At 62.7% G+C, this 14,161-nt stretch carries 12 protein-coding genes; 1 reads left to right on the forward strand and 11 read right to left on the reverse strand.

Annotation, left to right across the window (positions count from 1 at the left end):
• Positions 1 to 640 precede the first annotated feature (640 nt).
• The 8 genes from P0D80_RS11890 to P0D80_RS11925 form a co-directional block, all read right to left on the reverse strand.
• A complete protein-coding gene (locus P0D80_RS11890) occupies positions 641 to 1,918 on the reverse strand; it encodes a dienelactone hydrolase family protein (protein ID WP_408284014.1) in 1,278 nt (425 codons plus the stop codon).
• Positions 1,919 to 2,491: 573 nt separating this feature from the next.
• On the reverse strand, positions 2,492 to 2,941 hold the full coding sequence (locus tag P0D80_RS11895; protein ID WP_132376266.1) for a YchJ family protein: 450 nt from the start codon (positions 2,939 to 2,941) through the stop codon (positions 2,492 to 2,494).
• Positions 2,942 to 2,948: 7 nt separating this feature from the next.
• On the reverse strand, positions 2,949 to 4,079 hold the full coding sequence (locus tag P0D80_RS11900) for an acyl-CoA dehydrogenase family protein (RefSeq protein WP_408284016.1): 1,131 nt from the start codon (positions 4,077 to 4,079) through the stop codon (positions 2,949 to 2,951).
• A gap of 67 nt (positions 4,080 to 4,146) precedes the next feature.
• Positions 4,147 to 4,824 carry an SDR family oxidoreductase gene (locus P0D80_RS11905; protein WP_408284018.1) on the reverse strand — a complete coding sequence of 226 codons (678 nt, stop codon included), beginning with the start codon at positions 4,822 to 4,824 and terminating at the stop codon, positions 4,147 to 4,149.
• 44 nt (positions 4,825 to 4,868) lie between these two features.
• Complete coding sequence (locus P0D80_RS11910) at positions 4,869 to 6,062, reverse strand: acetyl-CoA C-acetyltransferase (RefSeq protein WP_408284020.1); 1,194 nt, start codon at positions 6,060 to 6,062, stop codon at positions 4,869 to 4,871.
• The gene (gene can, locus P0D80_RS11915) at positions 6,055 to 6,831 is read right to left on the reverse strand and encodes a carbonate dehydratase (RefSeq protein ID WP_408181142.1); all 777 of its coding nucleotides are present in this window, start codon (positions 6,829 to 6,831) and stop codon (positions 6,055 to 6,057) included. Before can ends, P0D80_RS11910 begins: the two co-directional genes overlap by 8 nt.
• Before the next feature lie 94 nt (positions 6,832 to 6,925).
• On the reverse strand, positions 6,926 to 8,764 hold the full coding sequence (gene aceK, locus P0D80_RS11920) for a bifunctional isocitrate dehydrogenase kinase/phosphatase (protein ID WP_408181143.1): 1,839 nt from the start codon (positions 8,762 to 8,764) through the stop codon (positions 6,926 to 6,928).
• A gap of 211 nt (positions 8,765 to 8,975) precedes the next feature.
• The gene (locus P0D80_RS11925; RefSeq protein ID WP_408248749.1) at positions 8,976 to 9,380 is read right to left on the reverse strand and encodes a MerR family transcriptional regulator; all 405 of its coding nucleotides are present in this window, start codon (positions 9,378 to 9,380) and stop codon (positions 8,976 to 8,978) included.
• A 187-nt stretch (positions 9,381 to 9,567) separates the two neighbouring features.
• Between P0D80_RS11925 and P0D80_RS11930 the strand changes: the two genes are divergently transcribed.
• Positions 9,568 to 10,641 carry an MBL fold metallo-hydrolase gene (locus P0D80_RS11930; RefSeq protein ID WP_408284023.1) on the forward strand — a complete coding sequence of 358 codons (1,074 nt, stop codon included), beginning with the start codon at positions 9,568 to 9,570 and terminating at the stop codon, positions 10,639 to 10,641.
• 78 nt (positions 10,642 to 10,719) lie between these two features.
• On the opposite strand, the gene P0D80_RS11935 is transcribed toward P0D80_RS11930, so the two are convergent.
• From P0D80_RS11935 to P0D80_RS11945, 3 genes are all read right to left on the reverse strand, one after another.
• Positions 10,720 to 12,306 (reverse strand): ABC transporter substrate-binding protein, encoded by a 1,587-nt coding sequence (locus P0D80_RS11935; protein ID WP_408181145.1) that lies wholly within the window; start codon positions 12,304 to 12,306, stop codon positions 10,720 to 10,722.
• Between the two features lie 245 nt (positions 12,307 to 12,551).
• Positions 12,552 to 13,370: a cobalamin-binding protein gene (locus P0D80_RS11940; protein WP_408284029.1), complete on the reverse strand. Its 819-nt coding sequence runs from the start codon at positions 13,368 to 13,370 to the stop codon at positions 12,552 to 12,554.
• A 3-nt stretch (positions 13,371 to 13,373) separates the two neighbouring features.
• Complete coding sequence (locus tag P0D80_RS11945) at positions 13,374 to 14,153, reverse strand: SDR family oxidoreductase (RefSeq protein ID WP_408284031.1); 780 nt, start codon at positions 14,151 to 14,153, stop codon at positions 13,374 to 13,376.
• Positions 14,154 to 14,161: the final 8 nt, after the last annotated feature.

Below are 14,161 nucleotides of genomic sequence, written 5' to 3' on the forward strand. Positions count from 1 at the left end.
CGCGGCAAAGAAAGTAGGCAAAGAAAGCGGCTTCACACCGCCAGCTTATAAGCGGGTCCCCTGGCTTGGAGGAGGCAGTGGTGCATCTGGAATTCGTGCCCCCGCACATTCGATGTGAGTGACAAGGCAGTCATACTTCCCGCCTCGCACTACGTGCTCGCCGGAACGGCCTGCCTGAAACCAGTGGCTTTGTTTGTGCGCGGTGGGGGCCGTCGGGCTTGCCTCGGCGTCGCGCCGAAGGACGTTGCTGCATCGAAGGCTGTGGACGCGAAGATCGCTGGCGCAAAAATGGGCGGCCAGCCAAAAAGTACCGCTGGCGCGAGAGCTAACTGATGGTTCGATGAATTACCGCGACGGCGCGCGTAGCGCTGCCGGAAGAATGACGGCTTTGTCACTGGGGCTGAATGTGCGGGGGCACGGATTCCAGATGCACCACTACCGCGACTGCGCGAGGGATCCGCTTAAGAGTTAGCGGTGTGAAGCCGCTTTCTTTGCCTACTTTCTTTGCGGCATGCAAAGAAAGTAGGTGCCGCCCCGCACAGGGGCAACGCCAATAGACCACCATGAATTCAAGGAAAGGCCAACGCCTCAGAGAACACAGAGAAAAAACACGAGCCGAGCAAGGCAAAACCCTCAACCCTTATTCCCGACTAGCAATAGCCCGCCGCGCATCGGCGCCACCAGCAGCAACTCCACCATCAGCCGTCTGGGAAGACCGATCCCCCCAAACAACCGCATTATTCACCGCATACAACCGGCAAGGCGCGGAAGACTGCTTCTGGCAATTCGCGACCGCGACAGACATCGGGTCATCACCACCTTCAGCCCAGGACCAGGCCCCTGAATCAGAAACAGCAAACGCCCGACTAGGAAACTGATGCAAGAAATTCCGATACCCATTACGCCCGGCTTCATCGACAAACGGCACGGCGTCGACCGCATCGACAGCAGCAAACCCGCTCGCCTTTGGCATGGACGGATCCGACACCCGATACTGCACACCAGTCGGCATCCCCACTTGCGCAAGGAACGCCTCGACAGCCGGCCACCACACGTGCACACCATCGCGATCACCGACCAAACGATGCGCGTCGTTCTTGTAGTTGCCGAAATCCACCATCTTCGCGCTCGCGCCATGCGCGCCATAAGCGGCGTACATGCCCGCCACCAACGGCGCGTTCCAGACCGAATCGTTATCGCCGTACATCCACAGCGACGGCACCTTGGTCTTCTCGCCATACGCGCCGAACGCACGCGTCAGATTGCCTTGCCAGTCATTGCACGCATCCTGCCGCAAGCCGCCCGAGAAATTGATCAGCGCCCGCACGCCCGACGCGGCTTCCGTGCCGTACGCCATCGTTGCAAGACCGCCGTGCGAGGTGCCGGCCACGACGATATGCGTGGCGTCCACGTAAGGCTGCTTCGACATGAAGTCGACCGTCGCGGCGACATCGCCGGCCTGGCCGATGCCGTTCTTTTCGACGTCGCAACCATCCTGCTGATACACGCCGTCCGAGTGGCCGAAACCCTGGCGGTTCGGCGCCACCACCACGTAGCCGCGCCGCACGAATTCGCGCGCGAACGGCAGCGGGTCGCTGCGTTCCTGCGTGTGCGGATCGCCGGGGATCTTGCCGTGATTGAAAACGATCATCGGAAACGGGCCAGCGCCGTCCGGTTTGTAGATCGTCGTTTCAAGGGTGACGGTGCCGGCTGCGTCAACCGGTACGCGGATGATCTGTTCGTTCAGACCTGCGGTGGGCAGATAGACGTCGTCGTCGAGCGCGATGCGCGGCACGTGCGCGCGGGTCAACGGCCCCGCCTGGGTGTCCGCGAGCGGATCGGCATGTGCGAGTGCGACAGCGCACGCAGCCGCTGCACAGATCACCGCACACTTCGTCAGAACCTTGCTGAACACCATTCACGCACCTGCCTCAAAAACCTGCCCTGAACACCGTGATGCCTGTTCGTCGAAAGTCATTGCTGACATTTGCCTTTCGGGCAGGTTTTCGACAAACAAAAACACACTCGCGTACGGAGTGCGCCAGAGGCGCACGCACGCTAATCGAGATCGCACGGGATGAACCCAAACGGCCGACGCGACCCCACGCGCCGATGATGAGCGTCACGGCTGCTGCCTGAAACCGCCGCCGGAACCACACTGTCTGGTGTCCGGCAGGGCTTCCTGCGCATTTTGCGGAGTTGGTATGGACCGGCTCTCGCAACGTGACGTCATGAAGCTACAGCCTCATCCTGGCACGACAATTTTGTTTTGTGCAATCAAGGAGAACCCGCGAACCATCAGTTGCGGCGTGCTGATTTGCCGCCTCAGGCCGCTCGATACAGGCCTCGCCGGTGTTTGGCGCAACGAAACAATCAGGCGCGGCGCGGGTCTTGTGGCATCGAGCCAACAAAAAAATGGCCCTGCTATCAGGGCCATATGTGAGCGCGGCGTAAGGACGCTGTGGCGTCTTGTAAGGGGCAGAAAGGGACTTTATTCGCTGACGTCGCCGTCGACATAGCGCCAGCGGCCATCGTCGCCGCGAACGAAGCGGCTCAGTTCGTGCAGCCGGTGTGCGCGGCCGCCCACCTTATAACGTGCGACGAATTCGACCGTGGCGTGATCGGCGCCGGTTTCAGCGAACGCCTTGATTTGCAGTCCGAGCCAACGCGGCGCGTCGGGTGCGGCCAGGTCGACGTCGAGATCGGCGGGGCAGGTGTGAGGGGCCCACGTGGCGCGCAGATAATCCGTTGCGCCGACAACATACGCGCTATAGCGCGAACGCATCAGTTCAAGGGCGCGTGGCGCCGCTTCGCCGCCGTCGATATAGCGCCCGCAGCACTGCGCGAAGCGCGGCGCCCTGGCGCCGCTGCGCTGGTCGGGCGCGGCGCCGCCGCAGGGACAGTCGGATGGTCGTTGCATTGCCAACAGTTGCTTATTCATCAGACTTTCAGCCAAGACCGCGCGCGATCAAAATTTTCTGGATGTCGCTGGTGCCTTCGTAGATCTGGCACACGCGCACATCGCGGTAAATGCGCTCGACCGGGAAGTCGCTCAGGTAGCCGTAGCCGCCATGAATCTGTAAGGCGGCCGAACAGATCCGCTCCGCGGCTTCGGAAGCGAATAGCTTGGCCATCGCGGCTTCGGTCAGACACGGTTGGCCGGCGTCCTTCAACGACGCGGCGTGCCAGATCAGCTGGCGCGCGGCTTCGAGTTGCGTCGCCATGTCGGCGAGGCGGAATTGCACGGCCTGGTGCGAAAAGAGCGGCGCGCCGAAGCTTTCGCGCTCCTTCGCATAACTCAACGCCGCTTCGAACGCGGCGCGCGCCATGCCGACGCTTTGCGCGGCAATACCGATACGGCCACCTTCGAGCCCCGACAGTGCGATCCGGTAGCCTTCGCCTTCCGCGCCGATCAGGTTCGCGGCCGGCACGCGGCAGTCCTCGAAGATGATCTGCGCCGTATCCGACGAATGCTGCCCGAGCTTGTCTTCCACCCGTGCGACGACGTAGCCCTTCGTATCGGTGGGCACGATAAACGCGCTGATGCCACGCTTGCCCGCGGCTTTGTCGGTCACGGCCATCACGATCGCGACGTTGCCGTTCTTGCCGCTCGTGATGAACTGTTTGACGCCGTTCAGCACATACGCGTTGCCGTCGCGTGTCGCAGTGGTTCGGAGCGCGGAAGCATCGGAACCGGCTTGCGGTTCGGTCAGGCAAAACGCGCCGAGCATTTCGCCGCGTGCGAGCGGCGTCAGCCAGTCGCGTTTCTGCGCATCGTTGCCATAGGTGAGCAGAATGCTGCACACCGGGCAGTTGTTGACGGAGATGGCCGTCGAGGTGCCGCCGTCGCCGGCAGCGATCTCTTCGAGGATCAAAGCGAGCGCCAGCGCGTCCATGCCTGCGCCGCCGTACGTTTCGGGCACCAGCACGCCGTATGCGCCGAGTCCGGCGAGTTGCCGATGCACGTCCTTTGGAAAAGTGCGCTCGCGATCCCACGCCGCCGCATGCGGCGTGATCGCTTCGCGCACGAAGGTGCGCAGCGCGTCGCGGACCATCAAGTGATCCTGATCAAGCACCATGAGTCTGTCTCCTGTCGACCAGAGTTGGCGCTTTAGCGCTTACTCTGGTCCCATGCAAGCTCGTTGTTCACCAGTCGAGCAGCGTGCCGTCGTATTGATAGAAGCGGCCGTTGAACTCGTCGCGCGCGGCCGCGGCCTGCGCCAGCACTTCACGCATGCCGGTGACGCTGCGCGCCGGATCGATCGCCGCCTGGGCGCCGCCCATATCGGTGCGCACCCAGCCCGGATGCAACGAAACGCACACGGCGCGCTTTGCTTCCAGCGACGCGAGTTTCAGCGCGTCGTTCAACGCCGCCTTGCTCGCCCGATACAGCCAGCCGGTCGTGCCGCTCGCGTCGCCAATGCTGCCCATCTTGCTCGAAATCACCGCGAACACGCCGTCGGCCTCTTCGACGAGCGGCAGCAGGATCGGCATCAATTGCATCGGTCCGCGCACGTTGGTGTGCATGACGTGGTCGAAGTCTTCTGCGGTAATCGTCTCGATGCCTTCCGTGCGCGGGCCGTACACGCCCGACACCAGGATCGCCGCATCGAGCCGTTCACCGTCGAGCTTCCAGCCGAGCGCGGCGATCTCCTCGGGCGCGCTCACATCGAGCGAAAACGTTTCGGCGCCGAGTTCGTTCAACGCGTCGAGCGCGGCGCCGTCGCGCGCGGTGGCGAGCACGCGCCAGCCGCTCTTTTTGTACTGCCGTACAAACTCCTGGCCGATGCCGCGCGACGCACCGACGATCAACACTGTCTTCATCGAATACCCCAGGCCGTCAAAATAAAGCGCTGTGAAAACGCGCGTTACACCAGTTCGATACCCATTGCCGTCGCTTCGCCGCCGCCGATGCACAGCGTCGCGACGCCACGCTTCAGCCCGCGCTTCTTCAGCGCGCCGATCAGCGTGACGAGAATCCGCGCACCCGACGCGCCGATCGGATGGCCGAGCGCACAGGCGCCGCCATTCACGTTGACCTTCTCGTGCGGCAGATGGTGTTCCTTCATGGCCGCCATCGTCACGACGGCAAACGCCTCGTTGACCTCATACAGATCGACCTCGTCGGCGCGCCAGCCGTTCTTCTCGAACAGCTTGCGAATCGCACCGACCGGCGCGGTGGTGAACTTCGCCGGTTCCTGCGCGAAGGTCGAGTGACCGACCACGCGCGCGATCGGCTCGACGCCGAGACGCTTTGCCGTCGACTCGCGCATCATGACGAGTGCGGCCGCGCCGTCGGAAATCGACGACGAGTTCGCCGCCGTCACCGTGCCGGTTTTGCTGAACGCGGGTTTGAGCGTCGGAATCTTTTCGAGGTTCGCTTTGAACGGCTGTTCGTCGCGATCGATGGTGACATCGCCTTTGCGGCTCTCCACTTTCACCGGCGCGATTTCCCAGGCGAACGAGCCGTCTTCGTTCGCGCGCTTCGCACGATTGAGCGACTCGACGGCAAACGCGTCCTGCGCCTCGCGCGTGAAGTCGAACGACGCCGCGCATTCTTCGGCGAAGGTGCCCATCAGACGGCCTTTTTCGTAGGCGTCTTCGAGGCCGTCGTAGAACATGTGGTCGATCACCTGGCCGTGGCCCATGCGCATGCCGCCGCGCGCTTTGGGCAGGAGGTACGGCGCATTCGACATGCTTTCCATGCCGCCCGCGACGATCACGTCGACGGAACCCGCAGCGAGCATGTCGTGTGCGAACATCGCCGCGCGCATGCCGGAGCCGCACATCTTGTTCACCGTGGTGCTGCCGGCGGCGAGCGGCAAGCCGGCGCCGAGCGCGGCCTGACGCGCGGGCGCCTGGCCGAGGCCGGCGGGCAGCACGCAGCCCATCACCACTTCGTCGATCTGTTCGGGCTTCAGGCCCGCGCGCTGCACGGCCGCCTGGATCGCCACCGAGCCCAACTGCGGCGCGGTCAGCGCGGCGAAGTCACCCTGGAATGCTGCCATCGGCGTGCGGGCCAAGCCCACGATGACGATCGGATCAATCTTTGTCTCACTCATGTTTAAGCTCCTTGATTACGCCTTCGACGATAGCCGGCACATCGCCGAGCTGCGCCGCATCGGCGGCGACCACGTCGTTCTCTGCCTTGTGCGCGCCGCTCGCCGACACCGCCGCGACGCACTTCTGATAGGTTGCATCGAGCGCGGCCGGCTCGCTGATCGTCATGCCGAGGTTGCGCACCTTGCCGTCATGCACGCCGTACGCCCAGCCGTGCACCGTCAACTCCTGGCCACGCGCCCACGCATCGTTGACGATGGTGGTGCGGCACACGTTCATCACCTGTTCGATCGCGTTCAGTTCGACCAGCCGCCGGTGCCGAGCCTCGCCGAGCGGCCATTCCTCGATCAGCGCCGCATGCTTGGTGCGCACGTCCTGCACGTGATGCAGCCAGTTGTCCGCGAGACCCACGCGACGGCCATGCAGCGCCGCGCCGACACCCGAGCAGCCGTAGTGGCCGACCACCATGATGTGCTTGACCTTCAGCAGATCGACGGCGAACTGGATCACCGAGAGACAGTTCAGATCGGTATGCACCACTACGTTGGCGATGTTTCTGTGCACGAACACTTCGCCCGGCGGCAGGCCGATGATCTGGTTCGCCGGCACGCGCGAATCGGAGCAGCCGATCCACAGATACTCGGGCGTCTGCTGATGCGCGAGACGCGAGAAATACTCGGGGTCTTCGGACAACTTGCGGGCGACCCACGCTTCGTTGTTGTCGAACAGATGCGAGAGCGGATTGTCAGGAGTGGAATCGTTTGTGTTCATGTTGCGTCTTGGCGGTTGCTCGACCGATTGACCGGTCGATGTCGTTACATAAGGTTCGGACGCGGCAGTCAACGCTGCCGGGTACGTATGAGCTTCACGCCACCCGCACGCTGCGCTCGTCGGCTGGCGCGTCCGGCGCGGGCGATGCGCGGCCGGCGGCATCGGCAAAGCGTTCCGGATAGCGGTTGCAGAAGCGCACGCTGTCGTCGTACGGGAAAAAGTCGGGCAGTTCGCCTTTCAATAGATGATCCTTGTGCCGTTGCCATAGCGCAGGATCGAAGAAGTCCGCGTGATGCTGCATGAAGGAACGGCGCACGCGTGGGTCGCCGAGCAAAAATGTGCCGTACGTTTCCGGGAAGATGTCGTGCGGGCCGACGGAGTACCACGGCTCGCCTGACATTTCGTCCTCCTCGTTACGCGGCGCCGGCACCGCGCGCACGTTGCAGTCGGTCAGATATTCGATTTCGTCGTAGTCGTAGAACACGACGCGGCCATGACGCGTCACGCCGAAGTTCTTGTACAGCATGTCGCCTGGGAAGATGTTCGCCTGCATCAGTTCCTTCACCGCGTTGCCGTATTCCTTGATGCCGTGCTCGACGTCCTCGTCGTTGCCGTTCTGCAGGAACAGGTTGAGCGGCACCATGCGGCGCTCGATATACATATGTCGAATCACCAGGTTGTCGCCGTCGTATTCGATCAGCGACGGCACTTCCCTTTCGAGCTCGCGCACCAGCGCGTCGTCGAGGCGAGAGCGGGGCAACGCGACGCTCGAATATTCGAGCGTGTCGGCCATGCGACCCAAGCGGTCGTGCCGCTTGACGAGCTGATACTTGCCCTGGATCTGCGCACGCGTGGTTTCCTTAGGCGGCGGGAAGTTGTCCTTGATCAGCTTGAACACGTACGGAAACGACGGCAGCGTGAACACCAGCATCACGAGCCCCTTGATGCCGGGCGCGACGATGAACTGATCGCTCGAATGCGACAGATGGTGCAGCAGGTCGCGATAGAACAGATTCTTGCCCTGCTTCTGCAAACCCACCGACGTATAGATTTCCGCCTTCGGCTTGCCCTGCATGATCGTGCCGAGAAATTCGACGTACGCGGACGGCACTTCCATGTCCACCAGGAAGTACGAATGCGAGAAGCTGAAAATGATCAGCAACTGGTCGCGCTTGAGCAGCACCGTGTCGAGCGCGAGCACGCCCGGCGTCACGTGACGCAAGGGCACGGCGAACGGCAGCAGCAGATCGCCGTTGATGATCCGTCCGACGATATATGCCGACTTGTTCCGGTAAAACAGCGACGAGAGCACGTGAATCTGGAAGTTGGCCGCTTCGTCGAACACGCCGAACGCGTCGTGGATCGCCTGCATCACGCAGCTGGCGTCGCGCGTCAGGTCTTCGAACGGCGGCTCCAGCTGGAAGTTCGTGACGATGCGTTCGAGCGTCGCCGCGAGCCCGTCCTTGCCGGGATAGTATGCACGGTAAGTCGGCTTCGCGGCCGGCTCGTCGTTCTCGATGTATTCGGTCGAGATGGCCGGGCGCACGAAAATGAAGTCGTTGTTGAAGTACGAGCGGTGCAGGATCTTGCAGCACACCGAATTGAAAAACGTTTCCGCGCACTCCGGCTGGCGGTGCGTGGTCAAAAGGCCGATGTAATGCAGCTTGATCTGCTGCCACACTTCGCTGTCGATTTTTTCCGCGTCGTATTCGTCTTCGAGCAATTCGACGCATTCGTCGACGCGCTCGTCGTATGAGGTAATGCGATCGCGCGCGAGCTTCTGCAGACCGTGCCAGTCGGCCTTTTCAAAGAGCGTTTTGGCATGGATCGCGGCGTCGCGAAAGATCCGGTAATGCCGGTCGAATCCTTCGAGCATTGTTTGCGCGAGGTCAAAGCCGATTTGCGACGACAACAGTTTGGGGAAGTGATTCATGTCGACCGTGCATTCGTCTCATGTCGTGAAGACACCCGTGATTGTATCGTTCGGGTGGACCCGCGACGCATCGCGCCGCTCGACTCGTGCCTTGGCGCCTTCGCGCGTTATCAGGCGTTCGCCGACTTTCAGACTATCTCCGCTCAATGCCTCAGTTTGGCATGCCTTAACAGGCGTAACTCTCGACAAAAAATATTTCGCCGAGCGCCGTTCATGCCGGTTTGGCTTCGCGCGTGCCGCTTTCCAGCAACGCGCGCGCCTGGGTTTCGTATTGCGCGAGGTCTTCGAGCGTCGCGTTCAGGTCCTCCAGTTGGCGCTCCAGCACTTCGCGATGACGCGCCACCGTGGCGAGGAACGCATGCAACTGCGGCACCGTGTCGGTGGGCGACTCGTACACGTCCAGCAGATCGCGAATCTCCGACAACGTGAAGCCGAGCCGTTTGCCGCGCAACGTGAGTTTCAGACGCGTTCGATCGCGGCCCGAATAAACGCGCCGCAAGCCGCTCGATCCTTCGCGGCTCGGTGAGAGTAAACCCTGATCTTCGTAGAAGCGGATGGCTCGCGGCGTGACGTCGAATTCCCGCGCGAGCTCGGTGATCGTGTATTGCGTGTTCATCGGGGCATTCCGTGGCCGGGCAGAAAATCAGATTGAACGATAGAATCGACGTTTACGTTATCGTCAACTTGAGTTGAACGCAACCAGGCGCAGTACGGCGGCGGTACGTCACTCGCACGCCGCAACCACGCCGCCCGGCATCGCATACCTCGCCATGCCGGACGGCCGACGGAGGAAGACACCCACAATGAATGCACTCGAACATCAACTCGACTACCCGTTCAGCGACACCTTGCCGGACGCGGGCCACGCGATGGAAGTCGCGCCAGGTGTGTTCTGGCTGCGCATGCCGCTGCCTTTTGCCCTGGATCACATCAACCTCTGGCTGCTACGCGATGAGGTCGACGGCCAGCAGGGCTGGACGGTGGTCGATTGCGGCATCACCTCGGACACGATCAAGGAGAACTGGGAGAAAGTGTTCGACTCGGTGCTTGACGGCCTGCCGGTGCTGCGCGTGATCGTCACGCATTGCCATCCCGATCACATCGGCCTCGCGCACTGGATCTGCGCGGGTGGCGACAAGAAGCGCTGGGACGTGCGGCTATGGATGACGCTCGGCGAATACATGCAGGCGCGCGTAATGGGCGCCGGCGACGGTTCGAATGCGGGCGGCGAGGGCGCGGCGCGGCACTTCGCGCGGCACGGCGTGACCGACGAGGAATCGCTTGAGAAACTGCGCAATCGCAAGAGCTATTACGCGAGCCTCGTGCCGGCGATTCCGGGGCAGTATCGCCGCTTGCGCGAAGCCGATGGCGTGAAGATCGGCGGCAAAACGTGGCACGTGGTGACCGGTTTTGGCCATTCGCCGGAACACTGCGCGCTGTTCTGCGAAGAGACCGGTGTGCTGATTTCGGGCGACATGGTTCTACCGCGTATCTCGACTAACGTGTCGGTGTTCGATATGGAGCCGGAAGGCTCGCCGCTGGCGCTGTATCTGGAGTCGCTCGGCCGTTACGAGACGATGCCGGAAGATACGCTAGTGCTGCCGTCGCATGGCAAGCCGTTTCGCGGCGTGCGCACCCGCATCCGGCAATTGCGCGAGCATCACGACGCGCGTCTGGCCGAAGTGCGCGAGGCGTGTGCAGAGAAACCGCAGAGCGCCGCGGATATCGTGCCGCTCATGTTCAAGCGCCAACTCGATATCCATCAGATGACGTTTGCGATGGGGGAAGCGCTGGCGCACTTGCATCTGCTGTGGCTTGCGGGTGAGTTGAAGCGTAAGCAGGATGCGGATGGTGTGATTCGGTTTTCGCCGGCGTGAATGCGGTGGTGTATCGATAAAAAAAGCCCGGTACTTTCGCAACCGGGCTTTTTTTCACACGTTGAAACGCGAAGGCGATTACTGCACCGACACCGCCCCAAAGTTCTGCCGTCCAAACGGACTCACGTGATAACCGCTCACGTTCGTGCGCGTGATCGCCGCCGCAGTCGGATACCCGAGCGGAATCCACAGCGCCTGGTCGTGGATGATCTGCTGCGCCTGTTCATATGCCTTCGCGCGCTTGGCCTGATCCGGCGTTGCCTTGCCGTCGGCGATCAGCTTGTCCAGATCCTGGTCGCAGAAGCGCGCGAAGTTGATCCCCGACTTCACCGCGTTGCAACTGAAGAGCGGCGACAGGTAGTTGTCCGGGTCGCCGTTGTCGCCGGCCCAGCCCATGAAGAGTGAATCATGCTGGCCTTGCTTGGCCTGCTTGATCAACTCGCCCCATTCGATCACCTTCACGTCGGCCTTCACGCCAATCTTCGCGAAGTCGGCTTGCAGCAGTTCGGCCCCGGCCTTCGGATTCGGATTCAGCACGCTGCCGTTCGGCCGCACCCAGATCGTCGTTTCGAAGCCGTTGGGATAGCCCGCGTCGGCAAGCAGCTTCTTCGCCTTCGCCGGGTCGTATGGCCAGCCCTTCACGGCCTTGTCGTAGCTCCACGTGTTCGGCGGATACGGGTTCACGGCCGGTGTCGCCGTGTTGTCGAACACGGTCTTCAGATACGTGGTGCGGTCGAACGCCATGTTCAGCGCGGCGCGCACCTTCTGGCTGTCGAGCGGCTTCTTCTGCGTGTTCAACGCGACGAACGCCGTCATGAACGCGGGCGTCTGCACGATGGCGAGCGACTTGTCGCCCTTCGCATCGGCGAGATCCTGCGGCTTCGGCGACAAAGCGATCTGGCATTCACCGGCCTTCACTTTTTGCGCCCGCACCGTGGCGTCCGGCGTGATCGCGTAGATCAGACGGTCGATCTTCGGCTTCGGGCCCCAGTAGGTCGGGTTCACGTCGTAGCGGATGACCGCGTCTTTCGTATAGCTCTTCAGTTCGAACGGACCGGTGCCGATCGGCTTCGAATTCAGATCGACCTGCTTGCCGGCCTTCAGCAACTGGTCGGCATATTCGGCCGAATAGATCGAGGCGAAACCCATCGTCAGGATCGACACGAAGGTCGCGTCGGGCGCGTTCAGCTCGAACTTGACGGTGTTGTCGTCGACCTTGCTGATCGACTTGATGAGCTTCGGCAGACCCATCGACTGCGCATGCGGGAAGCCGCTCGCGCCCGTCACCTTGTGCCACGGATTGCTGTCGTTGAGCATGCGGTCGAACGTGAAGACGACGTCGTCGGCGGTAAGCGGCCGGGTGGGCTTGAAGTAGTCGGTGGTCTGGAACTGCACGTTCGGGCGCAGATGGAACGTGTAGGTGAGGCCGTCGGCGCTCACGTCCCACTTGTCGGCCAGCGCCGGCACCACTTTCTTCGTGGCCTCGTCGTACGAGACCAGCGAGTTGAAGATCACGTCGGCCGACGCATTGGTCGTGACGAGCGAATTGAACTGCACGACATCGAAGCCGTCGGGGCTCGACTCGGTACAGACGGTCAGCGGTTTGGCGAGCACGAGCGCGGGCGCCGTGAACAGTACGGCGGCTGCGAGCAGTTTGAAGCGCATAGGATCTCCCATAACAAGCGCAGTCAGGCAGTGCGTCTGGTTGTGTGGTTATGTTCCGTTGACGAGGGACGGGCGGCCTTGCGGCGTAGCCGTCGTCTTTATTGTGATACGTTTCCGGCGCTGGCGCATGGGTCGGGCAATGCCGCCTACGCGCGCGTCGGCCTTCGCGAAAGCTTATCGAAGGGTGGTTGCGGCGACAACAACATAATCCGCATATTCATATGGAGCGGGCAGCGGGCTTGCGCTCACGCCGTCGCCGCGTGTCGCAGCAGATAGGTGACGCCTTCAATCGCGCGCACGCCGTACCACGACACCATTTCCCCATCGATCAACTCGATGCGCTTGCCGGCCAGTCGCGGATCGCGTTTCAGCGCGTCGCAATGGACTTGCGTGAAGCGATACGGCTCGCTGGAGAGCAGGATGCGGTCGACCTGGGCGAGCCACGGCGCGGCGTCGAAGTCGAGTGTCGGGTAACGCGCGGCGCCTGCCGCACCGCCTTGCACGTCCGGCAGCGTGTGCCAGTTCACGAGCCGCAGCATCGTCGAGATATAGGTGTCGCGCGCCACTGTCATCCACGGCTCGCGCCAGATCAGATACAGCACGTTTTGCGGAGTGAACGCGCGCGCCGTCGCCTCGCTCAGACGGGCTTCGAGCGCATCGCTCAGGCGCCGCGCTTCCTGGGCGCGATCGAAGATCGCGCCCAGCAGCGTATAGAGCGCCAGATTGTCCCGCGGTGTTTGCGGATGTGTCACGACGATATGCGGCACGAACGCGCGCAATCGCTCGACGGTATCGCGCTCGTTTTCGTCGATATTGACGATCAGATGGGTGGGGCGCAACGCACGAATGGCGTCGGGATTCACGGCCTTGGTGCCGCCGACCTTGCGTACCTGCCGCACCTTGTCGTGAGGATGCACGCAAAAGCCGGTGCGGCCGACAATCTGGCTGTCGAGTCCGAGCGCGAACAGCAGTTCGGTGATGCTCGGCACCAGCGAAACGATGCGCGCTGCGGCGCCCGCTGGTTCGTGCGCGACGCCGGCTGCATCGACCGCACGAGGTTGCATGAGTTACTCGGCTTCGGCGGTGGCGCGCGGCTTGCGCGGCGCGCGTTCGAACGCGCGGTCGTAGAGCCAGCGCGGCAGCACGTGCAGCAGCATGGCCACCACGCGCATCTGCCAGGGGAACACCGCGAATGCCGTTTGACGCTCGATCGCCTGCGCCACCTTCACCGCGAAACGATCGGCGTCCATCAGGAAAGGCATGGTGTACGGATTGTGCTCGGTCATGGGCGTGCGGATATAGCCGGGCGCGATAGTGACCACGCCGACATCATACGGTCGCATTTCAACGCGCAACGCTTCCAGATACTTGAGCGCCGCCGATTTCGACGCGCTATACGCGCCAGAGCCCGGCAAGCCGCGCACGCTCGCGACGCTGGCGATACCGACCAGCGTGCCGCGTTTTGCGGCGCTCATCGCGGCGGCGAACGGCTCGAAGGTGGCGACCATGCCGAAGTAATTGATGTCCATCACTTCGCGGAAGGTGCGCAGATCGCCGTGACCAGTGACCGCGCCGCGGCTGATGCCGGCATTGGCGATCACGACATCGGGCAAGCCGTGCCGCGCGATGAACTGCGCGGCTGCATCGGCGAGCGCTTCGGCGTCGCGAACGTCGACGGAATAGATGGAGACGGTGTTCTGCGGATGGGACTGCTGGAAGGCGGCGAGAGCGTCGCCGCGGCGGGCAACGAGGCCGAGAATCGCGCCGCGCCGCGCATATTCGGCGGCGAGCGCGAGGCCTATGCCACTCGATGCGCCGGTAATGAAAACCTTCAGGGGTGAACTCATTCCGGCGC

The organism is Paraburkholderia sp. RL17-373-BIF-A, assembly GCF_046030175.1.
Lineage (GTDB): Bacteria > Pseudomonadota > Gammaproteobacteria > Burkholderiales > Burkholderiaceae > Paraburkholderia.